We start from the raw sequence: 21,937 nt of genomic DNA, 5'->3' as shown, positions 1-21,937 counted from the left end.
CGGCAATTCAGGCGCGGAAGCCGAAGCCGCTGATCTCCCCCCTTGAGGGGGAGATGCCCGGCAGGGCAGAGGGGGGTGCCTCGGCGCAAGCATCGATGAGAAGCGCGCCCCGACCTTTGCCGCTACTCCTTCTTCCCCCCGAGAGGTTCCGTCGCATGGCGCTTCAGCAGCGGGATCTGGGTCAGCATGAAGACGATGGTGATCGGCATCGTCGCCCAGACCTTGAAGTCGACCCACAGGTCGTCGGACACCTGTCCCGGGCCGTAATAGGCATCCGCCGCCTTCCAAACGACGACGTTGAGGATCGCCAGGAAGACGAAGAACAGGCCCCAGCGGAAGGTCAGCTTGCGCCAGCCCTCGTCGTCGAGCTTGAAGGCCTGGTCGAAGACGTAGCCGAGGAAGGATTTGCCGAACATCAGCCCGCCGAGGAGGACGGCGGCGAACAGCGCGTTGACGATGGTCGGCTTCATCTTGATGAAGGTCTCGTCCTGCAGCCACAGCGTCAGCCCGCCGAAGACGAGGACGACCACGAGCGTCACCAGCGGCATGATCGGCAGCGAACGCGTCACCGCCCAGGAGACGGCGAGCGCGATCACCATCGCCGCCATGAACAGGGCCGTCGCAATGAACAGCGGCCCGCCGAGCTCGCCGAGGATGGGGAAGGTTCGCGCCAGATCCTCGCCCCGCGAATTGGCGAAGAAGAAGACCATCAGCGGCCCCAGCTCCAGCGCGAATTTGAGCAGCGGGTTCATCTCCTTGCGGCCGGGCTTGTTGGGGGCTTCTTCGATGATGTGTTCGGTCATGGGAGAGGTTTCGCCTTCTCAGCTTCGTCATCCCGGGCTTGACCCGGGATCCATTCCAAATCGTCGGGCAAGACCAACTCTGTCGGCAGGCAGCCGTTTTTGACCGACCCGTCGCTGACATGGCTTGGAATGGATCCCGGCTCAAGGCCGGGATGACGACGTTGGGTGATTTTGCCGCGCAATTTATGGCGTTACCGCCGCTCGGCCCGTCTTAGTTCAGCGGCGTCCCCGCGATCGCGCTGGCGAAATCCTTCGCCTTGAACGGTTCGAGATCGTCGATCCCTTCGCCGACGCCGACGAAATAGACCGGCAGGCGGTGTTTCGCGGCGATGGCGACGAGGATGCCGCCGCGCGCCGTCCCGTCGAGCTTGGTCATCACCAGCCCGTTGACGCCCGAGACGTTGCGGAAGATCTCGACCTGGTTCAGCGCGTTCTGCCCGGTCGTCGCGTCGAGGGTCTGGAGCACGGTGTGCGGCGCGTCGGGCTCGCGCTTGGCGAGGACGCGGTTGATCTTTTCCAGCTCGGCCATCAGCTCGGCCTTGTTCTGCAGCCGGCCCGCCGTGTCGATGATGAGGACGTCGGAATCGTTCTCCACCGCCCGGTCGTAGGCCTCGAAGGCGAGCCCCGCCGCATCGGCGCCGATCTGCTTGGCGACCACCTCCGAGCCAGTGCGCTCGCCCCAGATCTTCAGCTGCTCAACGGCGGCGGCGCGGAACGTGTCGCCGGCGCAGAGCGTGACCTTGAGGCCGCCGCGGGTGAGCTTGGCCGCGAGCTTGCCGATGGTCGTCGTCTTGCCGGTGCCGTTGACGCCGACGACCAGGATGACGTGCGGCTTCTTTTCCAGATCGAGCTCCAGCGGCTGGGCCACCGGGGCCAGCGTCTTCTCGATCTCCTCGGCGAGGATGCGGCGCACCTCGGCGCCGGCGATCTCCTTGCCGAAACGGCCTTCCGACAGCCGATCGGTGATCCGCATCGCCGTCTCGACGCCAAGATCGGCCTGGATCAGGATGTCCTCGAAATCCTGGAGCGTGTCCTCGTCGAGCTTGCGCTTGGTGAACAGCGCGGTGATCGAGCCGGAGAGCTGGCTGGAGGAGCGGGCGAGACCCTGGCGCAGGCGCTCGGCCCAGGAAATGCGCGGTGCCGATGCCGCTGGAGCCTCGACCGGCTTTTCGCGCAACCGAAAACCGGCATCGGCCGGAACGGGCGCGCGCGGCGGAGCGGCGGGCACGACCGGCGCCGCCGGCTCGCTGCGCTCGTCTTCCTCTTCGGGGGGGAGATCGGCTTCCAGCCAGGAGAAGTCGGCGCCGTCCTCGTCGAGGTCGTCCTCCTCGCCGGGTTTCGCCGGCTCGATGCCGACATGATCCTCTTCGCGGGCCGGTTCGACCTCGGGGGCGACCGCCTCGGCTTCCGGTGAGGGCTCCCGCGTCGCGGTCTCGACCGGCTCGACGCGCTCTTCGAGAAAGGAAAAGTCCGCCGGGCTCTCGGGGAGCGGCTCGGCGGTGTCGAGGAAGGAGAAGTCGACTTCCTCTTCTTCCGTCTCCGCATCGGCCGTCACGAATGGGCGCGGCTCCGGGTCGATCCGCTCCAGTGCCGGAGCGCCGGCATCGAGCTCTTCTAGCTGCCGCTCATCCTGGACGGTGGAGTTTTTTTTTGAGCCCCGCCGACTGGCTCGGTGGCCGTCGACGCTTCCTCACCGCGTGGCTTCAGCGGCGTGATACCGCCCTCGTCGGATGTATCGGCGCCGGCCTCGGCGTCGGCGACGGAACTCGCCGCCGCCTGCGGCCGCACGTCTGGATCGGGCGCATCCTCCCGCCCGAACTCCGAATCGGAGGGGCGGGGCGTCTGGCCGTGTTCCGGCGTACGCGCCTCTTCGCTGTCGGAACCGAAGGAGAAGATCCGCCGGAAGAAGCCCTTTTTCTCAGCCATGCCTGTCCTTCGTCGTTCTAGCCGGCCTTCGCCGGCGAGGGGGCCGCATCGGCCGGACGCGCGTTCGCGGCTCCTTCCGAGGCACCGGTAATGATAGCGTCGACGATCTCGCCGGGGAGGCCGGCTTCGATCCGGCACAGGGTAAAGTTCTCCGCCCGGCCAACGCCTTCGCGCTCGATCAGGACCGACTGCCGGCTGCCGACGAGGCCGGCGAGGTGTGCCGTGTGGGCGGCCTCGCCCTTTGCCCGCAGCCGCGCGGCCCGCTCCTTGATCACGGGCTTTGCCAGCTGCGGCATGCGCGCCGCCGGCGTGCCCTCGCGCGGCGAGAACGGAAACACATGCAGGAACGTCAGCCCGCATTCCTCGACGATCGCCAGCGAATTCTGAAACATGTCCTCGGTCTCGGTCGGGAAACCGGCGATGATGTCGGCGCCGAAGACGATGTCGGGGCGCTTGTCGCGGATCTCCGCGCAGAATCTGATCGAATCGTCGCGCGAATGCCGGCGCTTCATCCGCTTTAGGATCATGTCATCGCCGGCCTGCAGCGACAGGTGCAGGTGGGGCATGAAGCGCCTCTCCGAGGCGATCGCCTCGATCAGCGCCTCGTCGGCCTCGATGGAATCGATCGAGGAGAGCCGCAGCCGCTTCAGGTCGGGCACGTGGCGGAGGATGGCCTGGACGAGGTGGCCGAGCCTCGGGCCGCCGGGTAGATCTGCGCCCCAGCTGGTCATGTCGACGCCCGACAGCACGACCTCGTTGTAGCCGGAGCCGACCAGCCGCTTCATCTGCTCGACGACCGCACCCATCGGCACCGAGCGCGAATTGCCCCGCCCATAGGGAATGATGCAGAAGGTGCAGCGGTGGTCGCAGCCGTTCTGGATCTGCACGATGGCGCGCGAGCGGCCCTCGATCGCGTCGATCATGTGACCGGCGGTCTCGGTGACGCTCATGATGTCGTTGACGCGAACCTTTTCCTCGGCCGAGACGCCGAAGTCCGGAAGCTTGCGATAGCTCTCGGCGGAGAGCTTTTCCATGTTGCCGATGACGGCGTCGACCTCGGCCATCTCGGCAAACCGGCCCGGTTCGGTCTGCGCCGCGCAGCCGGTGACGACGATGCGGGCCTCCGGGTTCTCGCGCCGCGCCTTGCGGATCTGCTGGCGCGCCTGGCGCACCGCTTCGGCCGTCACCGCGCAGGTGTTGAAGACGATGGCGCCGCGCGCCTCCTCGCCGAGGCCGGCCGCTTCCGCCTCGCGCTTCATCACCGCCGACTCGTAGGTGTTGAGCCGGCAGCCGAAGGATACGACCTCGACGCCCATCAGCCGATCTCCCGCTCCTCGGCGGAATCGGCAACGGTGTCCCGGAGATAGTCGCCGGTCTCGGGGTCGAGCCGGCCGGACCATTCCCATTCGGCCGGCCCGGTCATGATCACATGGTCGTCGTCGCGCCACCGAATCGTCAGCGTGCCGCCGGGCTGAGTGACGGCGACTTCACGGCCGGTGCGCCGGGTGCGGGCGGCGGAAACGGCGGCGGCACAGGCGGCCGAGCCGCAGGCCCGGGTCAGACCGACGCCGCGCTCCCATGTCCGCATGGTGAGCGAGGATGGGGACGTCACCTCTGCAATCGAAATGTTCGCCCGCTCGGGGAAGATCGGATGGTTTTCGAGGACCGGCCCGAAGCGGTCGAGGGCGAAGGCGTTCACGTCCTGCTTGACCCAGAAGATCGCATGGGGATTGCCCATGGAGACGACCGAGGGCGAATGCAGCACCGGCGCGTCGATCGGGCCGATCTGGAGTTCGATCGCCCGAGTGTCGCGAAACTCCTCGGCGAGCGGGATTTCCTGCCAGGAAAAACGCGGCTTGCCCATGTCGACGGAGATCGTCCCGTCCTCGTGCTCCTCGGCGAGAATCAGGCCCGCTCTCGTCTCGAAGGTGAAATGCGTGCGGCCGGTTTCGGCGGCGAGCGCCTGGACGACGCAGCGCGTACCGTTGCCGCAGGCCTCCGCCTCGGACCCGTCGGCATTGATGATCCGCACATAGGCATCGGTGCCCGGCGTCGCAGGGCGATGGATTGCCATGATCTGGTCGAAATGCGTTTCCGCTCCCGCCGCAAGCGTGCGCGCAGCCTCGGGGCGCACGCGCGACTGCAACTCGCGCAGATCGACCACGAGGATCTCGTTGCCGCAGCCATTCATGCGGGCAAAGGGGGCAGAGGAAAGTGCCAAGGTGTTCGGACCGGTCGCTGCAACAATCGAGCCGTATATGGCAAGAAACGGCGACGATTGCCACCGGGAGCACGGACTCTCCGGCTCATGCGTACGAAGACGCCGCGCGGCGGGGCCGGCGGCGTCTTATCCTGCAGTTGGGGATGTGAAAGACGGCGTTAGCGCGTGACCGCAAAAGCCGGTGCTTCGACCTTCCAGGAACCATCCTCGCTCCGCACCGAGATCTGGTAGTCGTCGGCGGGAAGGTCGGCCGGCAGCTTGATGGCGGCCTGCAGGGTGCCTTCGGGCGTCGTCCGCGCTTCGTCGAGTTGGGCGAAGGCAGCCCTTGGACTGCCGCCGCCGATGATCACCGCCTGATCCTTCGGAAGACCGGTTGCGGAGACCGTGACGGTGGCGCCGGGAGAAGGCGAGGCCGGGTCGAGCGAGACCTCGGCCGGCTGCTGTCCCTCGCTGAGGCCGAGCCGTGTGCCCAGATCGCGGATGTTCGACTGCAGCTGCGGATTGTCGCTCAGAAAGCCCTCCACCGACGACTTTACCTGCGAGCCGACATTGTCGGCGGCTTGTGAAAGCCCTTCGCCGGCGCTCGTCGCCATCGATTTCAGCGTGTCCATCCGTCCCGTCAGGCTGACGGACTGGCCGACCCGCAGGTCGGCCGATCCGTCGATGCGCGGATTGGCCCTCAGGATCAGGCCCTCCGACACGGCGCACCGCGATGCGATCGAGCTCAACGTGTCACCCGGCTCCACTTCGACCTCGCGGCCGCAAGGCTCAGCAGTTTGGGCGTAGGCGGAAGAGGCCGTGAATGTGGCGACGATCAGTCCGCTCACTGCGAGGGCGCGTGTCAGCATGTTGTTTCTCCGGTTACGGCTGGCGTCGATTACTGGCCGGTGGTGGTGCCGGTACCGGTGGCGCCGTCCGGAGTGGTTCCGGCAGCCCCGTCCGTTCCGCCCGCCGCGCTCCCGGTGTCGGCATTGCCCGTCGCAGGCGTCGTGGCGGGGGCAGGGGCGGGAGTGACTTCCCCGCCGGTGCTGCTGGCCGTACCGGCCGCCGGCTCGCTCGTGGCCGGCTCGGTCGTGACCGCCTCGTTGTCCGCTCCGCCGAAATAATTGCCGTTCAGGAGGAAGTAGCCGCCGATGATGACGACAACGATGACGATGCCGGCGATCAGCCAGCCGGACCCGCCACCACCGCCGCCGCCGCGGTCGTTGTTGACGATCGTCGTCCTGTCCCGGTCAGGCGTTCGCCCGTTCGTATTGCTCATGATCCAGCGCTCCAACTCTTTGCCGCGTCGTCGCCAATCCCTCCGATCCCGAAGTTGTCCGAATGGGCGTTTCGCGGCATGTCCCTATCGACGGAGAAATGTCGGCCGGAGGCGAACGTTCCTCGGCTGCCGCGGAAATGTGCATCGGGTGCCTGGCAGTGGGGCAGGCCCAGCGAGGAGACGCCGAGGCAGAAAGCGCCGGAGGAGGCCTGGACCGGGGCTCATGTTCGCGGATTGAAGCATGAGCGAACGACGGCGCGATTGCGCCGCTCCGTCGACATCAAGCGAGATGTCAATGTAATGCTATGGATCAAGGATTCGATTTAAGCAATTGTAATCTATCGGTTATAATCAATCATATCATTCTCCCCTGCGCGGGGTGCGAGTCGACGCCGACCCGCTATTTCTCCCAATCCGTCCCGATTGCATCACGGTCGAGGTCCTTCGCCGCTTCGACGATTTCGCGGTTTTCCTTCAGGTCGTCGCCATTCGCCTTCTCAGGATAATCCGCGTCTTCCGCGTCGCGCGTCAGGGCGAGCTTGAACAGCATCGGGAAATGGTCCGAGCCGATATGTTCGAGCCGCTGCATTGCGATGAAGTCGAAGCGGGCATTGTGGAAAAGGTGGTCGAGCGGCCAGCGCAGCAACGGGTAACGCGCATCGAAGGTGTTGTAGAAGCCGCGGCCGACGCGCGGGTCGAGCAGCCTCGAGACGCGCTGGAAATGGCGCGTCGTATGCGACCACGCGACGTCGTTGAGATCGCCGCAGACGATGGCGGGCAGCGGATCCTCTTCGATCAGTTCCGCGACCCGGATGAGCTCGGCGTCGCGTCCCGACGAGTCCGCATAGGGAACCGGCGGCTCCGGATGAACGCAGTAGAGCGAGAAGTCGTGGCCGCTCCGAAGCGTTACCCGGGCGATGATCGAGGGAACTTTCTCCATGACCAGATTGGCGAGCCGAACGTCGGAAAGCGGCAGCTTCGAATAGAGGATCATGCCGTAGCTGTTGTCGAGCGGCTGCGCCACGACATACGGCATGGTCCGTCCGAGCGGCTCCAGCGCCTCGGCCCAGCCATCGTCGACCTCCATGAACAGCGCCAGATCGGGCGCCTCGCGCTCGATGAGCTCGACGGCGTCCCGGTAGCGCCGGTTCGACATCTTGACGTTGTAGGAAACGATCGACACGGTGTTCGGCCCGTTCGGATCGCCCTCGTAGCGCTTCGACTGGCGCGGCCGCAGGGGCAGGAACTGGGCGATGCAGGCGGCCTGGACGCCGGCGACGATCAACAGGCCGGCAACGATCCAGTTGCGCGCGTTCCCGTCAAGAAGCCAGATCGACAGCGCTCCGACGATCAAGGTGATCGCCAGGATCTGGAGACGCGGGAAGGCGAAGACCCGGACCGAGCCGTGGGGAATGTGGAGAAACGGGATTCCGGTCGCGGCCAGAAGGATCAGGGTTAGGGCTGCGAACAAAAGGTCCATCTCGGACGAATGCTCCGGCTGATTGGGGGCTGGCTCTGGCGAGACCCGGTTTGAATCGCGCACGCGCATCGTGTGGCGGCTGCAGCCAAACTATCCGCTCGGCGGCCGTCTTCCATGGCGAAGCCAAAGAAATCTCCGCAGGTCGCCAAGCGCCGTCAAAGAGCCAGCGCGGCCTTTCGGCCGCGCTGGTCCCACCTTTCGGCTCGCTTTTGGGGCGTTGAAGCGAGCGAAAGAGTTCGGTGAACTGATGTGGCCGCGCGGTCAGGATGCGCCCGCCGGCGGTTTTCGCCAGCCCCCAAACGGGGGTAAGGCAATGCCCCTTGTCGCCGACACCGTCAGAGTGGAAAGCCAGGAGCCGTTTTTGCAGCGGTGGGCGAAGAAATTCGCCGCGTCGAGAGCCGCTTTCGCACAAACCCTTTCACCAGCTCAGGTTTTTCCTTGAGCCGGATTTCTTGCGGCACAACCGATCGTCCCGGAGGAGCGGGTCGGGGACTTTCACGGTGAGGGCCGGCACGGCGGGGTGTGGCTGGCGAGCCGGCCGCAGCGAGAGGATTCCATCGAAGCCGGAGCAGCCCCTGGCCTTCGCGAAGGTGTGTTGCCGGCGCCTCAGACGCTGGCGAGGGCCGCGATTCGCATCGCAATTTCCGGCTGGCGGCGAACCCCGAGCTTGTCACAGACATGCTTCAGCCGCTTGCGGATGGTCTGTTCGGAGAGCCCGGCCTCCTCGGCGAAGGCTTTCACCGTCAGCCCCCGATAGATGCCGACGGCGAGGGCAGCCTCGCCGTTGCTAAGGCCGGTGGCGCTGCGCAAGAAGGCGATGTCGGGCACGCGCTTTTCCGCCGGGTCGACGAGTTTGACGACGCCGTAGCGGGCGCGTCCGTCATGGGAGGGCGCCGCGAAGAAACGCAGGAAGAGCGGGACACGGCCGTTCGGCCGTGGCACCGGAACCGGCCTCGGCAACGTCAGGTCGGTGCCGGCGAGGACGCGGATGGTCTTGCCGACGGCCCGAGTGATCGCCTCGGTCACCTCCGGCTGGCCGGCCATCAGCCGGTGGCCGACGAGGCGCAGCCCGTGCCGCCCGTCGATGAGCCGTCTGCCGGCCGGATTGAGGTGGACGAGGAGGCCGTTGACGTCGAAGATGGCGATCGCGTCGTCAAGTCCGTCGAAGGCGGCGAGGGCGCCCTGGCGAGCGATCGCACCGTTCGGCACGATGTCCCTGAGATGGGTGATCCGGGCGAGATGATTGGCGAAGATCATCAGGCTCGGCTGGTCCTTGCGCCAGCCCGCCGGATGGGCGCGATGGCGATGGGCCCCGACGACGACGAGGCCGTCCTCGCTGCGCCCGAACACGATCGCCGAGTTCCAGCATTCCGGGTGCCGCCGGTAGAATTCCTGATGGACCGGACAGTTCGCGATCTCCTCCGGGCTCATCAGGTCCTCGGTGGTCACGAATCCGCTCGGCCGGGCGATCAGACGCGGGAACCGGGCGTCCCGCGGCAGATAGGTGGTGACGTATTCGAGCGCCGATTCGGGATCGAAGGGATAGGTGAACTGCCGGGCGGTGCCGTCGTTTCCCGCCGTGACGAGGTTGAACCGGTCGGCGCCCGTCGCCTCGGCACCATGCCGGACGGTCTCCTGCCAGTCGCTGCCGTTCGCCAGCGATCGATAGAGCCCGTCGAGGGCGCCGGTCAGCGTCGTCAGCGTCTCGGTCATCGATCGACGATCGGTGGTTCCGACAACCGCCACCTGGCTCGCCGCATCAAGGCACCGCGATCGTCCGCCCCGTGCCGGACGAGGCGGCGAGGGAGCCGCGTCGCAATCTCGGCCGACAGGATGGTGATCGTCGTGGCCCGCACGGCCGGTCCGCGATCTTCGGCTGAATCGTGGATGCGAATGTGAAAGCCCTCCTCATCCGGCGCGGATGGTCTTCGCCGCCTGGCCGAATGAGACCGATCCACTTCGATGTCGATAGCTATGCCTCTGCGTTCCGCCAAGAATAGTGTCAAAACCGTCATGCGATCATCGCGTTATCCCCTCGGTGTGAAAAGCATAGCAAGAGCTCGATAAGTCATCAATGTTGTCGTTTCGCAGTGATCGGCCACGGCCAGTCTCCGCGGCGCGCCGACGGACGTTGCGGTATCCACGGCAGCCGCGACGGCGTTCCGCCACTTCGTGCTGCGGCATCGATCAGCGGTTTCGACGCTGCAGCCGAGTGGCGCCAGGGCAGGGCCGGCGTGATGCAAGGCTCTCCATCGCCGCGAACGGGCGGTGACTGGCGTGTCGCCGAACATCCGCGCAGCGACGGGTAGCCGGACGAGGAAGGGTGTGGCAGAGAACCGGTCGTGTGGTGTCCCGGCCGCCTGCGATCGGACGCCAATCTCAAACCAGCGCCCCCCCCTCGACGCGCGCCAGCCTTCTCCGCGAGCTCATGTGTAGCGTATCCGCGTCGCCGCGATGTCCTCCGTAAACAGCCCACCTTCCAGCGTCGACGAAGAAGGCTCCGACGCCGCCGCCGCGCCCGTCAGGCCGCTCGAGCGGCTGCGGGCGCTGCTTCGCTCGAACGAAATCTGGTTCACCGCGCTGGCGGCGTTGCTCGGTGTTGCCGCCGGCGCCTTCACGGTCTGTCTGCAACTGGCCGCCCATGGCATCCAGGCGCTGGTCTACGGTCTCGACCTGTCGGAACGCCTCAGCACCCAGCCGTCGCTGAACTGGATGCAGCTTCTGGCGCTTCCCGCCGGCGGCGCGGCGCTGGCGCTGTTCACCTGGCTGGTCAAGGGGCGCAAGCGGGCCCTCGTCGACGCGGTCGAGGCGAATGCGCTGCATGGCGGCCAGATGTCGATGAAGGACAGCTTCATCGTCTCCGGCCAGACGCTGGTCTCCAACGGCTTCGGCGCCTCGGTGGGGCTGGAGGCCGCCTATGCGCAGATGGGCTCGGGCTTTGCCTCCTTCGCCGGCCGCTTCCTCGCCGTGCGCCGCTCCGACATGCGCACCCTCGTCGGCGCCGGGGCGGGGGCGGGCATCGCCGCGGCCTTCGGCACACCGCTCGCCGGTGCCTTCTATGCCTTCGAGATCGTCATGGGCGCCTATACGCCGTCCACCATCGCGCCCGTCGCTGCCGCCTGCGTTGCCGCCGTGCTCACCGCCCGCGGTCTCGGCGAGGTGCCCTATCTGATCGCCTCGGGCGGCTCGGGGCCGATCGACCTCACGCACTACCTCCTCTATGTCGCCCTGGCGGCGCTCTGTGCCGGCCTCGGCATCCTTTTGATGCGGACGATCTCCGTCGTCGAGGCGCTGACCAAGCGCGCGAAGCTGCCGGTCTGGGCCAAGCCCGCCATCGGCGGCGCGCTCCTGATGCCGCTCGCCTATCTGACGCCGCAGGTGCTCTCCTCGGGCCATTCGGCGCTCTATCTCGACATTTCCGGCGGCCTGCCGACGCTATTTCTCTTCACCGTCATTCTCGCCAAATGCGCCGCCTCGGTGATCTCGCTCGGCTTCGGGTTCAGGGGCGGGCTGTTCTTCGCCTCGCTCTTCGTCGGCTCGCTGTTCGGCCAGCTCTATGCCGACGTCCTGTTCCTCCTTGCGGGCCACGTCGTCGTCGAGGCGCCCCATGCCGCGCTGGTCGGCATGGCGGGGCTCGCCGTCGCAGTGATCGGCGGGCCGCTGACCATGGCGATGCTCGTTCTCGAGACGACGCAGAACCTGTCGCTCACCGGCGTCGTCCTGGTCGGCTCGCTGGTCGCCAGCACCATCGTCCGGGTGTTCTTCGGCTACTCCTTCTCCACCTGGCGGCTGCATCTCAGGGGCGAGACCGTCCGCTCCGCACGGGATGTAGGCTGGGTGAAGACGCTGACCGCCGGCCGGATGATGCGCCGCGAGACCCGGGCGACCCCGGCCGCCCTGACCATCGCCGAGTTCCGCCGTCGCTTCCCCCTCGGCTCCACCTCCCGCGTCGTCGTGATCGACGAGAAGGAGCACTACGCCGGCATCGTCGTCACCCCCACCGCCTACGCCGACAGCCTCGACACCGCCGCGCCCATCAGCGAAGTCGCCGTCCTCACCGATGCGGCGCTGCGCCCGGAGATGGACATCTCCAAGGTCATGGAAGCCTTCGACACGGCGGCCGCCGACGAACTCGCGGTCGTCGGCGCGGAGGGGCAGGTGCTGGGGCTCCTGTCGGAAAGCTTCGTCAGGAAGCGCTACGCCGAGGAGATGGAGAAGAACCAGCGGGATCTGTTCGGGGAGAGGGGGTGAGTGTGGGGGTGGTTTGGGCCGGAAGCTGCCTGGCAGATCTGGGGCAATTGAGCCGACAAGCCGACGTTCCTCTTACGACCCTATCGAGCCTATCGGCTCCATGGAAACGGACATCTAAAACTGTCGGACGGGTTCCCATGGGTTCAGTCTCGCCGCTTCCAGGCGTCTTCCCAGGTGTCGAGCGACATGGGCAACCTCGTGCCAGGCGGCCGTTCGGCTTCCCGCCGTCGCTCCTCAGCGTGGATCGCTAGCGTGAGATACATGATCGCGGCCCGAGCGAGCTTAAGTTGGCGGCTGGTGCGGGCGGCGAGGTCTTCGAAGGAGAGGTCAAAGATACCGGGCGCTGTCTCGGGGGACGGTGAGATCGAGACAGCTCGTAGAAACATGTCGTGGACGCTGACGAACTTGTGCTCCAAGTGGTTGCGTAGCTCGTAGATCGCCTGGGCATCGGGCTCGGTGACGTCCTTAAAGTCGTTCTCGAAGATGTCTTTCGACAGCCAGAAGAGTCCGCGGAGCGGCCAGTTGGCGAGCCCGTCGAAGGTGGGATGGAGGGATTTGCCCTTGCCTTTTACGAACCAGAGGTTCCGGAAGCTGACCTGCCGCTCTGGATGGCCGAGACCTAGGTAGGTGTTGAGGCAGAAGGCTACTTTGTCGAAGATCGAATATGCGTGGCGGAACGCCATCTTCAAACGCTCGACGGCGAAACCGACTGACGGATAGTCTAGGGTGTTGTAGACCTGCACAGCACGGTCGGCAAAGTGGACGCCGCCGGCAGTTAGACCTTCCCAGCAAGCGAAACGGGCCGCCGCATACTCCTGCTTGATCAGGTTGAAGTAGACGATGACCGGCGGCGGACCGGGGCCCTCATCCAAGCCGACGACCGTGATAGAAGGCAGCATCATCACGTCGCGCGCCGCGATATCGAATGGGCCGGCGTCATTTAGTGGGTTGATGAATAGCCGACGCGCCAGACACCAGCGACGATATTCGCGTTCGCGACGGCCTCGGCCCAGGGAATGCCCACGAAGGTCCAATTCGATAGGGTTGGCGGTCAGGTACGCGTCGAGTGCTTGAGCGTGTTTCGCAAAGTAATCCAGGGCGGGTTCGAGCCCATCACTCTCGATGATGGCATTGGGGTCGATGGCTCGGCGGAAGGCTTGGTGCGCGGCGGCAGCAATGACATAGTTGTGGCCGGGATCATGCAGGTTGGCGGCATAGTGGGAAAGGCCGATGCCGCGATTTCCGTTGGCCATGGCCATATTAGGGACCAAGGCGAGCGCTCGATCCCAAACCTCGATGGCTTCGACGAACCGGCCGATGTGGTTAAGGACGTTGCCCAGGTTGGTAAGCGCTTGGGCGCGCTGGATCAAGCCGAGAGCTTCGAAGCCTTCGCTTGCCACCGCGCGCCGGAGCGCGAGCAGCTCCTGGTCGATCTCGTTCGAGCGCCAAGTCCACGTCTGGTGGGTCAGCGACTGATCCCGTCGAATTCTCCAGAGGTTGGCTGTGAAATAGTGCCAGCGTGCACGATGGGCCGGGCAGAGATCACGCACCTTTAAACTCGTTAGCACGGCCTCGGCTCGATCCAAGCCTACGGGGCTCGCAGCTTCGGCACTAAGGTCCACCAACAGGGCGGCCAAGGTCATCGCATCGTCGTCGGACAGGCTCGTTGGGTCGATAGTGAGCAGCTTGCTGAGATCTGAGCTGTTCTCGAAATCCGCCATGGTGGTTCTCTCGGGTATGCCGTGACGCTCGTACCGTCTGCTATACTAAGAAGCATGGACGGCGAATCAGATCTTTCCGACGTCGGAGAGCGGGCGCCCTCTGCCGAGGTTTGGCGAAGCCGCCAGATCCATTGGCAGGACCGCGCCACTTGGTTCAGCGCGTTGGAAACGTGGCTTGAAAGGGAGTGGCGGCCGGGCGGCAAGTCCCGTCTCAAAAAGCGAAAGCTCGATCTCTGCTGGGACGACAGCGACTGGCTGGATAATCTTGACCGCCATGTGCGGCCGAGCGTGGAGGCGTTGATCGAGGGGTTGGCGGATGCTCTCGCTAAAGCGAAGCTACGGACCTTTCATGGCTGCCGCGTGCCGGATGCTGGAGTTTTCCATCGAGAGGGATTGCGGCTCAACGCCCCGGCGGAGCTCGAAGCGTTGGCGCGCCGCTTAGTCGCCGAGGATGACTACTTGGCCCCGATGCGCCCGAAGATCGAAGGGATGATCGCTGGGTTCGACGGCCGGGAGCGCGACACCGGACGGCTCTATGTTTGCGTCGATGAGCGGTCGCAGCTAGACCGCAGCGGCCACTACCTCCTATTTGGTAGTGAGTGGCTTCAGTGCCTGCTCGGTTGGGGCGGTCATCGCGCATTAAAGCGGTATGGGACGCCAACCTTAGTGGAAGTCGATCTACCCTTTGACTGGACATCGGAGGGAACGCGCCGAGCATTCGCTCGGCATCTGCTGCAGGAGTGGACGCGGGTTCTTGTGATGGGGGAGACCTTCTCGCCGATCCTCGATTTCTCGGTAATCCTGCGACGCGACATTCCTGCCGAGATGGTAGTCGGACACTCGCATCCCAGGGTGCTGAAGAACCCCTACAATCATTACCTACCGGAACAAACAGCAGATCCGACCTGTCCGCACTGCGTGGGTAACTCCGACGTATAAGGGAAGGCTTTCCCTTGGCCCGACCACCGGCGCAGTGAACCGAATGACAAGCCGGGCATCTCCGAGCTCTTAAAAAGCGCGAACTTATGGCGCGGATGTCCGCTTATGGGCACCGGGCTTGGATACGGCAACGACCGGGACGGGCGCGAAGCTGACGCCTGCTCGGCGCCCAAGTTTTGAGGAGCAGCAGTCCCTGCTTTCGTCATCCTCGGCCCGATAGGGTCGGGGATCCATGCCTCGCCGGCTCAGGAGCAGTCCACTAACGGGCGGGCCGTCTTCCTGCACCGAAGCAGAGGCGGATAGGGCGAGGCATGGATCCCCGTGCTGTCGCACGAGGATGACGAAAACGGGGAGGGCGGCGCCTCGTTTTTGCGACGCTGAAAGCCGAGAAGGACAACCGAAACAATGTCCTGCTCCCTCGTCACATCACCGCGACGAAAAAACTTATCCCCAACCCTCTCACCGCCCGTACAATCTCCGCACCGTCTTCCCGGAGGGACACGGACGATCGCCGGGATCGTTCGGGAAGGCGGGCGGTGTCCGCGGCGCGGGACCCTTCCGGAGGGTTTTCGCGGCTCGGACGGGTTCGAGGCTCCGCCGGCCCCTCGCGTACTACGGCGCGGGTGCGGATCGGTCCGCTTGAGGGGAAAATCCTGAAAAGGGGTTTTCCGTGAAGCGCCGGCAGCCGGTCTTCCAACCCGCAACCCGCCCCGAGGCGACAGCCGAGGGACGGGCGGGCGAAGAAGGCCCCAAGGGCCCGAAAAAACACCGTGCGGAGCGCCGGAGGCGAGCCGTAGAATGCCAAAAGTTCGGAGGGCTTGCCTCCGGCGTTCCGCTGTCTCCATGTCGGGACGGCGCGAGGACACCGCTGTGGCTTCCGGTGGAAGGCAAGCGGGACGAACTGGCCGACACCCGGAGCGCATGGCGCGGCCGGGCACTCCCGCGCGCGGTCCGTCCTGTGCGGGCGGAAGGCGATCTGGCCGGCGATGGCGCTGCAAAGACGCCGAGACGAGGCCTCGACCTTGACATCCGCCCCCCATCCTGCTTGAAACCCCGCAAATCCGCGACAAGCCGTCCGCGATCCGCCGACCGGGCCCCTCGTCCTGACAGGAAATTCCTGACAGGAATACCGAGCCGCCCGGAGGTCCACATCCCCCAGCGAGTTTCGCCCGGGGATGCGCTCATGCTTTGTGCCGATCTTTGGCCAGACATGAGGGTTTGCGAGCCGGTCCTGTCCGCCCCACCTTTCGGGTCACACCGGAAGGACGGAAGGAAGCTTGATGTTCGATTCGCTCCAGGACCGCCTCGGGTCCATCCTGAACGGCCTCACCGGCCGCGGCGCGCTCTCCGACAAGGACGTGTCGGCGGCGCTGCGCGAGGTGCGCCGGGCGCTTCTGGAGGCCGACGTATCCCTCGAAGTGGTGCGCGGCTTCACCGACCGGGTGCGCGAGAAGGCCGTCGGCGCCGAGATCCTCAAGTCGATCAAGCCCGGCCAGATGGTCGTCAAGATCGTCCATGACGAGCTGGTCGCGACGCTGGGCGAGACCCAGGTGCCGATCGATCTCAATGCGCCGGCCCCGGTCGTCGTGATGATGGTCGGCCTGCAGGGCTCCGGCAAGACGACGACGACGGGCAAGATTGCCAAGCGGCTGACCGAGCGCCAGAAGAAGAAGGTCCTGATCGCCTCGCTCGACACGCGGCGCCCGGCCGCGCAGGAGCAGCTGAGGATCCTCGGCGAGCAGACGGGCGTCGCCACCCTGCCGATCATCGCCGGGCAAGGCCCGGTGGAGATCGCCGGCCGGGCCGAACAGGCCGCCCGCCTCGGCGGCTACGACGTCGTCATCCTCGACACCGCCGGCCGCACCCATATCGACGAGCCGCTGATGGTCGAGATGGCCGACATCAAGGCCAAGACCCGGCCGCATGAAATCCTGCTCGTCGCCGACTCGCTGACCGGCCAGGACGCCGTCAATCTCGCCCGTTCCTTCGACGAGCGCGTCGGCATCACCGGCATCGTCCTCACCCGTGTCGACGGCGACGGCCGCGGCGGTGCGGCCCTGTCCATGCGCGCCGTCACCGGCAAGCCGATCAAGCTGATCGGCGTCGGCGAGAAGATGGATGCGCTGGAGGATTTCCATCCCTCGCGCATCGCCGACCGCATCCTCGGCATGGGCGACATCGTCTCGCTGGTCGAGAAGGCTGCCGAAAACATCGACGCGGAAAAAGCCGCGGCGATGGCCAAGAAGATGCAGTCCGGCAAGTTCGACCTGAACGATCTGGCCGATCAGATCGGCCAGATGCAGAAGATGGGCGGCATGGGCGGGATGATGGGCCTGATGCCCGGCATGGGCAAGATGAAGGGCCAGATGGCCGCCGCCGGCCTCGACGACAAGATGCTGAAGCGCCAGCTCGCGATCATCTCCTCGATGACCAAGGCCGAGCGCGCCAACCCGGATCTTCTCAAGCACTCGCGCAAGAAGCGCATCGCTGCGGGCTCCGGCACCAATTCTGCCGACATCAACAAGCTGCTCAAGATGCACCGCCAGATGGCCGACATGATGAAGTCCATGGGCAAGGGCGGCAGGGGCGGCATGATGCAGAAGATGATGGGCGGCCTTGCCGGCAAGATGGGCCTGCCCGGCGGCGGGATGCCCGGCGGCATGCCCGACCTGTCGAAGATGGACCCGAAGGAACTCGAAGCCCTCGCCAAGGCCGCCCAGTCGGGCGGCATGCCGGGTATGCCCAAGGGCCTGCCCCCCGGCTTCGGCGGCGGCGGCGGAATGCCGGGCGGCTTTCCGGGACTGCCCGGATTGCCGGGCAAGAAGAAGTAGCGGAGCCGGTCGGCTCCTCGCCAGACACACCAACGCAATCGATACGGATGCCGGCGGTTCAAGAAGGCCGGCACCGAGACAACCTCAGAAGGAAATGAAACATGCCCCTGAAGATGCGCCTGGCCCGTGCCGGCTCGAAGAAGCGCCCCTACTACCACATCGTCGTCGCCGATGCCCGTTCGCCCCGCGACGGCCGCTTCATCGAGCAGATCGGGGCGTGGAACCCGATGCTGCCGAAGGACGCCGAGCGCGTCACGCTGAAGGAAGACCGGATCAAGCATTGGCTGTCGGAAGGCGCCCAGCCGACCGACCGCGTGCTGCGCTTCCTCGACAAGGCCGGCATCGCCTCGCGCGGCGAGCGCAAGAACCCGACCAAGGGTCTGCCGGGCAAGAAGGCGCAGGAGCGCGAGGCCGAGCGCAAGCAGCGCGAGGAAGACGCCGCTGCTGCCGCCGCCGAGGCCGAGGCCGCCAAGAACGCGCCCGCCGAGACACCGGCCGAGGAAGCGCCGGCCGAATGACGGCCTCAGCCCGCGGTTGAAGCGGTCTCTTCGAAAGTCCCGACGGGCGGCGTCATCGACGCCGCCCGTTTCATTTTATGATACCAATTGCTTAGAACTTTATCGTTTTATAACGCGACGGTAAGCTTTACCTCAAAATAATGCCTCCGCGACGAATCGATGCAGGTCGCGCCGATTTCGCCGATTTTCACCCTGCGCCGAGCGTACTGCGACCGAGCCATGGATACATTTTGGATGGAAGCCATGCCCATGGACAGCCGATACGAAGCGGACGCGATCGGCGACCTGTTCCAGCTCGCGCCGCTGCCGCTCTGGCTGGAAGACTTCAGCGCCGTGAAGATCCTCCTCGACGGGTGGCGTGCCGAGGGTGTGACCGACCTTCGAGCTCATCTCCAGGCCAATCCCGACCTCGTGCGCAAGGCGGCCCTTTCGATCAGGGTGATCGCCGTCAACGACAAGACCGTCGAGCTCTTCGAGGCCGACAATTCCGACCAACTCATCGCCAATCTCGGCGTCGTCTTTTCCCGCGACATGCTGTCCACCCACATGGGCGAATTGTGCCAGCTGTGGGAGCGCACCGGCGGCTTCGAGAGCCAGGCCGTCAACTATACCCTCTCCGGTCGGCGGCTCGACGTCCAGCTGAAGGCCCGCATACTGCCGGGCTCGGAGGGGGACTGGAGCCGGGTCATCGTCTCGACCGAGGACATCACCGAGATCGTCGAGCAGCGACGGTTGGTTGCCGCGAGTGAAGGTTTTGCCCGCGGCCTGTTCGAGCACTCGCCGATCTCGCTCTGGGTCGAGGATTTCTCGGTGGTGAAGGACCTGATGGACGAGGTGCGCGAGCGCGGCGTCACCGATTTCCGCACCTTTCTCGACGTCCATCCCGAGTTCGTCTTCCGCTGCATGAGCGAGATCCGCGTCATCGACGTCAATCAGCATACGCTGGACCTGTTCAAGGCGGACGACAAGGCGATGCTGCTCAACCGCCTCGCCGAGGTGTTCCGCGACGACATGGAGCCGCATTTCCGCGAGCAGCTCGTCGATCTCTGGAATGGCAAGCTCTTTCAGCAGCGCGAGGTGGTCAATTACTCCCTCGACGGCGAACTCCTGCACGTCCACATGCAGTTCTCGGTGTTTCCGGGACGCGAGGCGGATTGGTCGCTGGTCCAGGTGGCGCTGACCGACATCACCGCCCGCAAGAAGGCCGAGGCCTATCTGGAATTCCTCGGCAAGCACGACATCCTGACCAAGCTCTACAATCGCTCCTTCTTCGTCGACGAACTCAACCGGCTGGAGCGCAAGGGCCCGCTGCCGGTGACGATCATCGTCGCAGACCTCAACGGGTTGAAGGTGGTCAACGACACGCTCGGCCATGCGGCGGGCGACGCGCTGTTGCGCCGGGCCGGCGAAGTGTTGCGCGAGGGCGTGCAGAAGCCCCATTGTGCGGCGCGGATCGGCGGCGACGAGTTCGTTGTCCTGATGCCGGCGACATCGGAGGCCGAAGGCTTGCAGATGATCGCCGACATCGAGGAACTCGTCGAGGTCAACAACCAGTTCTATCCAGGATCGACCTTGTCCTTCTCCCTTGGCCTCGCGACCTCGCTTCGGACCGAGCGCCTCGAGGATACCGTCAAGCGCGCCGACAGGCGGATGTACGAGGCCAAGCGCCAGCATTACGAGGGCAGCGTGGCCGATCGGCGCGGGGCGGCCGATACCGTGGATCAGCCGAACTGACCTGGCATCGTCGGTATCTTGAGGTCGAGCGCAAGCGACGATGGCTTTCCGACGGATACGCGTCGAACCGCCTTCCAGACTAGCTGATGGCGGTCTAAGGATACACGCTGGTGCCGCGTCGACGGCGCCTGCCACGCTGCAATGAACACCGGAACAAGAAAAGCCTTTGTCTTCGAACCGCCCCCCCAGCGCGCAGACGCCGGCCCCGCCCATGACCGATGACGCGGCCGCCCAGGACGCAGACAGACGCCGCGTCCTGCTCGCCGTCGTCGGCGGCGCCCATGGCATTCGCGGCGAATGCCGGGTGAAATCCTTCACCGACGTGCCGGAGGATTTTTCCCGCTACGGCCCACTCTTCGACGGCAAGGGCAATCGCTTCACGGTGAAGTCCGCCCGGCCGCAGAAGAACATGCTGCTGGTGCGCTTTGCCGAGGTTGCCGACCGCAATCATGCCGAAAGGCTGAACGGCACCGAGCTCTTCGTCGACCGGTCGGCGCTGCCCGAGACCGAGGAGGACGACGAGTTCTATCTGGAAGATCTCGAAGGGCTCGAAGCGCGCTCGGTCACCGGCGAGCCAATTGGCCGCGTCGTCGCCGTGCATAATTTCGGCGCGGGCGACATCCTGGAGATCGCCCCGCAAAAGGGGCCGACGGTGATGATCCCGTTTTCCGAGGCGGCGGTGCCGGAGCTCGATCTTGAAGCCGGGATGCTGATCGTCGAGCCGCTCGCGGCCGGCCTTGTTGACGCGGAAGGGGCGGAGGACGAGGAAGCGGAGGAGGGGGAGGCCGGTGAGCGGCCGGATCCGTCGAAACCAGAAGAGGAACAGCCATGATCATCGTCTCCGGCATTCTGCGCCTGAGCCCGTCCGACCTCGCCAGTGTCACGACGGCTGCGGCGGCCGTATTGACTGCGACGCGGGCGGAAGAAGGCTGCATCGTCTATGCCTTCGCCGAGGACCTCCTGGAGCCCGGCCTGGTGCGGATCTACGAGGAGTGGGAAAGCCGCGAGGCGCTCGCCGCCCATGGCAAATCCGCCCACATCGCCGCCTGGCACCAGGCGCTTCGCGCCGTCACCGTCATCGAGCGCGACCTCAAGCTCATCGAGGCCGGCAAGGTCGAGCCGCTCGGCTGATCGCAATGCCGTTCCGCGCCACGATCCTCACCCTTTATCCGGAGATGTTTCCCGGCCCCCTCGGCGTTTCGCTGGCAGGCAGGGCGCTGGAGCGGGGCGAGGCGATCGTTGAGACCTGCCAGATCCGCGACTTCGGCCGCGGCCGGCATCGGGCAGTGGATGACACGCCCGCTGGCGGCGGCGCCGGCATGGTGCTGCGGGCGGACGTCCTGGCCGATGCCATCGACGCGGCGTCTTATGAAGGCGACACGCGGCCGCGTCTCCTGATGAGCCCGCGCGGCCGGCCGCTGCGCCAGGACTACGTGCGCGAGCTTGCGGCGGGCGAGGGGGCATTGATCGTCTGCGGCCGGTTTGAGGGGGTCGACGAGCGGATCATCGAGGGGCGCAGCCTCACCGAGATCTCGATCGGCGACTACGTGCTGTCGGGGGGCGAGATCGCCGCGATGGTGCTGCTCGATGCGGTGATCCGGCTCCTGCCGGGGGTGATGGGCAACGATCAGTCGGGCGTCCACGAAAGCTTCGAGGCGCCGCTGCTCGAACATCCCCACTACACGAGGCCTGCCGAATGGGAGGGGCGGACGATCCCGGAGGTTCTGACCTCCGGCAATCACGGCGCCGTGGAACGCTGGCGCCGGGCCGAGGCCGAGCGGCTCACCCGGGAACGGCGGCCCGACCTTCTGGCGCCTCCCGTCAGGGGAACCGGCGCCTCCGACCGGTGAGCCTTTACCGACTTCGACGCCGGGCTGATGGCTGGGCGGCGATTTCGGACCGATCCGCGTCGAGACGTTCTTGCTGAGCGTCGGTATCCGACCGAAACGACGAACGGCGACGATCGAGGATCGTCGCCGTTCGTTCATGCAGATCTGCGGCGCTGCAGGTTGCGCCGGGCGCCCGCGCTTAGCGCTGGCGGGTCGGTCCCTTCGGACCCTTGCCGCCTCGGGCCTTGCCGGACCGCGATGCGCCCCGCGGCCGCGACGGCTTGCTCGGACGCTCGCTCGTCGTTTCGCTGGCCGCAGCCGACGCCACCGCGCCCTTCTTGGGCTCGGCGGCAGACAACCCCGTCGGCTGCTCCATGACGGCCGTCTGGTTTGCGGAGGATGCGGGCGTGCCGTCGCTGTCGT

Annotated in this window: 18 protein-coding genes; 8 read left to right on the top strand and 10 right to left on the bottom strand. The window is 66.0% G+C overall.

Going from position 1 to position 21,937, the window contains the following annotated elements:
* Positions 1–122: 122 nt before the first annotated feature.
* The 9 genes from GTK09_RS13425 to GTK09_RS13390 form a co-directional block, all read right to left on the bottom strand.
* Positions 123–803 (bottom strand): septation protein A, encoded by a 681-nt coding sequence (locus GTK09_RS13425; protein WP_163463684.1) that lies wholly within the window; start codon positions 801–803, stop codon positions 123–125.
* A 211-nt stretch (positions 804–1,014) separates the two neighbouring features.
* Positions 1,015–2,358 (bottom strand): signal recognition particle-docking protein FtsY, encoded by a 1,344-nt coding sequence (gene ftsY / locus GTK09_RS13420; protein ID WP_312869843.1) that lies wholly within the window; start codon positions 2,356–2,358, stop codon positions 1,015–1,017.
* A gap of 59 nt (positions 2,359–2,417) precedes the next feature.
* Entirely contained in the window at positions 2,418–2,729 is a 312-nt protein-coding gene (locus GTK09_RS27305) for a hypothetical protein (RefSeq protein WP_210254084.1), read from the bottom strand.
* Between the two features lie 17 nt (positions 2,730–2,746).
* Positions 2,747–4,045, bottom strand: coding sequence for a tRNA (N(6)-L-threonylcarbamoyladenosine(37)-C(2))-methylthiotransferase MtaB (mtaB, locus tag GTK09_RS13415; protein ID WP_163463683.1), 1,299 nt, complete (start codon positions 4,043–4,045; stop codon positions 2,747–2,749).
* A complete protein-coding gene (gene dapF / locus GTK09_RS13410) occupies positions 4,045–4,920 on the bottom strand; it encodes a diaminopimelate epimerase (RefSeq protein ID WP_246217900.1) in 876 nt (291 codons plus the stop codon). Before dapF ends, mtaB begins: the two co-directional genes overlap by 1 nt.
* 188 nt (positions 4,921–5,108) lie before the next feature.
* Positions 5,109–5,798 carry a LysM peptidoglycan-binding domain-containing protein gene (locus GTK09_RS13405; RefSeq protein WP_163463681.1) on the bottom strand — a complete coding sequence of 230 codons (690 nt, stop codon included), beginning with the start codon at positions 5,796–5,798 and terminating at the stop codon, positions 5,109–5,111.
* A gap of 29 nt (positions 5,799–5,827) precedes the next feature.
* On the bottom strand, positions 5,828–6,211 hold the full coding sequence (locus GTK09_RS13400; protein WP_163463655.1) for a hypothetical protein: 384 nt from the start codon (positions 6,209–6,211) through the stop codon (positions 5,828–5,830).
* A 400-nt stretch (positions 6,212–6,611) separates the two neighbouring features.
* Positions 6,612–7,691, bottom strand: coding sequence for an endonuclease/exonuclease/phosphatase family protein (locus tag GTK09_RS13395; protein WP_163463680.1), 1,080 nt, complete (start codon positions 7,689–7,691; stop codon positions 6,612–6,614).
* Positions 7,692–8,297: 606 nt separating this feature from the next.
* Positions 8,298–9,404 carry a helix-turn-helix transcriptional regulator gene (locus tag GTK09_RS13390; RefSeq protein WP_163463679.1) on the bottom strand — a complete coding sequence of 369 codons (1,107 nt, stop codon included), beginning with the start codon at positions 9,402–9,404 and terminating at the stop codon, positions 8,298–8,300.
* A 741-nt stretch (positions 9,405–10,145) separates the two neighbouring features.
* Here GTK09_RS13390 and GTK09_RS13385 point away from each other — a divergent pair.
* Positions 10,146–11,942: a chloride channel protein gene (locus tag GTK09_RS13385; RefSeq protein ID WP_163463678.1), complete on the top strand. Its 1,797-nt coding sequence runs from the start codon at positions 10,146–10,148 to the stop codon at positions 11,940–11,942.
* 143 nt (positions 11,943–12,085) lie between these two features.
* Here the strand turns inward: GTK09_RS13385 and GTK09_RS13380 are convergent, their stop codons facing one another.
* The gene (locus tag GTK09_RS13380) at positions 12,086–13,663 is read right to left on the bottom strand and encodes an LA2681 family HEPN domain-containing protein (protein WP_163463677.1); all 1,578 of its coding nucleotides are present in this window, start codon (positions 13,661–13,663) and stop codon (positions 12,086–12,088) included.
* Between the two features lie 54 nt (positions 13,664–13,717).
* Between GTK09_RS13380 and GTK09_RS13375 the strand changes: the two genes are divergently transcribed.
* The 7 genes from GTK09_RS13375 to trmD all read left to right on the top strand — a co-directional run bounded on the left by GTK09_RS13375 (position 13,718) and on the right by trmD (position 21,535).
* Positions 13,718–14,602 (top strand): hypothetical protein, encoded by an 885-nt coding sequence (locus tag GTK09_RS13375; protein ID WP_163463676.1) that lies wholly within the window; start codon positions 13,718–13,720, stop codon positions 14,600–14,602.
* 1,280 nt (positions 14,603–15,882) lie between these two features.
* Positions 15,883–17,433 (top strand): signal recognition particle protein, encoded by a 1,551-nt coding sequence (ffh, locus tag GTK09_RS13370; protein ID WP_163463675.1) that lies wholly within the window; start codon positions 15,883–15,885, stop codon positions 17,431–17,433.
* Positions 17,434–17,534: 101 nt separating this feature from the next.
* Entirely contained in the window at positions 17,535–17,951 is a 417-nt protein-coding gene (rpsP, locus tag GTK09_RS13365; protein ID WP_163463674.1) for a 30S ribosomal protein S16, read from the top strand.
* Positions 17,952–18,200: 249 nt separating this feature from the next.
* Positions 18,201–19,685 (top strand): sensor domain-containing diguanylate cyclase, encoded by a 1,485-nt coding sequence (locus GTK09_RS13360; protein WP_246217895.1) that lies wholly within the window; start codon positions 18,201–18,203, stop codon positions 19,683–19,685.
* Positions 19,686–19,896: 211 nt separating this feature from the next.
* Positions 19,897–20,517, top strand: a complete 621-nt coding sequence (gene rimM / locus GTK09_RS13355) for a ribosome maturation factor RimM (protein WP_163463672.1) — start codon at positions 19,897–19,899, stop codon at positions 20,515–20,517.
* Positions 20,514–20,816, top strand: coding sequence for a putative quinol monooxygenase (locus GTK09_RS13350; RefSeq protein WP_163463671.1), 303 nt, complete (start codon positions 20,514–20,516; stop codon positions 20,814–20,816). The genes rimM and GTK09_RS13350 overlap by 4 nt, the downstream gene beginning before the upstream one ends.
* Positions 20,817–20,821: 5 nt before the next feature.
* Positions 20,822–21,535 carry a tRNA (guanosine(37)-N1)-methyltransferase TrmD gene (gene trmD / locus GTK09_RS13345; RefSeq protein WP_163463670.1) on the top strand — a complete coding sequence of 238 codons (714 nt, stop codon included), beginning with the start codon at positions 20,822–20,824 and terminating at the stop codon, positions 21,533–21,535.
* Positions 21,536–21,937 lie beyond the last annotated feature (402 nt).

Origin of the sequence: Jiella pacifica, assembly GCF_010500815.1 — a bacterium.
GTDB lineage: Bacteria > Pseudomonadota > Alphaproteobacteria > Rhizobiales > Rhizobiaceae > Jiella > Jiella pacifica.
This window is presented reverse-complemented; position numbering and strand designations above follow the sequence as displayed.

Coding starts and splice junctions, on each gene's coding strand:
- GTK09_RS13425 (WP_163463684.1), bottom strand. CDS start 803: ATGACCGAACACATCATCGAAGAAGCCCCCAACAAGCCCGGCCGCAAG.
- GTK09_RS27305 (WP_210254084.1), bottom strand. CDS start 2,729: ATGGCTGAGAAAAAGGGCTTCTTCCGGCGGATCTTCTCCTTCGGTTCC.
- mtaB (WP_163463683.1), bottom strand. CDS start 4,045: ATGGGCGTCGAGGTCGTATCCTTCGGCTGCCGGCTCAACACCTACGAG.
- dapF (WP_246217900.1), bottom strand. CDS start 4,920: ATGAATGGCTGCGGCAACGAGATCCTCGTGGTCGATCTGCGCGAGTTG.
- GTK09_RS13405 (WP_163463681.1), bottom strand. CDS start 5,798: ATGCTGACACGCGCCCTCGCAGTGAGCGGACTGATCGTCGCCACATTC.
- GTK09_RS13400 (WP_163463655.1), bottom strand. CDS start 6,211: ATGAGCAATACGAACGGGCGAACGCCTGACCGGGACAGGACGACGATC.
- GTK09_RS13395 (WP_163463680.1), bottom strand. CDS start 7,691: ATGGACCTTTTGTTCGCAGCCCTAACCCTGATCCTTCTGGCCGCGACC.
- GTK09_RS13390 (WP_163463679.1), bottom strand. CDS start 9,404: ATGACCGAGACGCTGACGACGCTGACCGGCGCCCTCGACGGGCTCTAT.
- GTK09_RS13385 (WP_163463678.1), top strand. CDS start 10,146: ATGTCCTCCGTAAACAGCCCACCTTCCAGCGTCGACGAAGAAGGCTCC.
- GTK09_RS13380 (WP_163463677.1), bottom strand. CDS start 13,663: ATGGCGGATTTCGAGAACAGCTCAGATCTCAGCAAGCTGCTCACTATC.
- GTK09_RS13375 (WP_163463676.1), top strand. CDS start 13,718: ATGGACGGCGAATCAGATCTTTCCGACGTCGGAGAGCGGGCGCCCTCT.
- ffh (WP_163463675.1), top strand. CDS start 15,883: ATGTTCGATTCGCTCCAGGACCGCCTCGGGTCCATCCTGAACGGCCTC.
- rpsP (WP_163463674.1), top strand. CDS start 17,535: ATGCCCCTGAAGATGCGCCTGGCCCGTGCCGGCTCGAAGAAGCGCCCC.
- GTK09_RS13360 (WP_246217895.1), top strand. CDS start 18,201: ATGGACAGCCGATACGAAGCGGACGCGATCGGCGACCTGTTCCAGCTC.
- rimM (WP_163463672.1), top strand. CDS start 19,897: ATGACCGATGACGCGGCCGCCCAGGACGCAGACAGACGCCGCGTCCTG.
- GTK09_RS13350 (WP_163463671.1), top strand. CDS start 20,514: ATGATCATCGTCTCCGGCATTCTGCGCCTGAGCCCGTCCGACCTCGCC.
- trmD (WP_163463670.1), top strand. CDS start 20,822: ATGCCGTTCCGCGCCACGATCCTCACCCTTTATCCGGAGATGTTTCCC.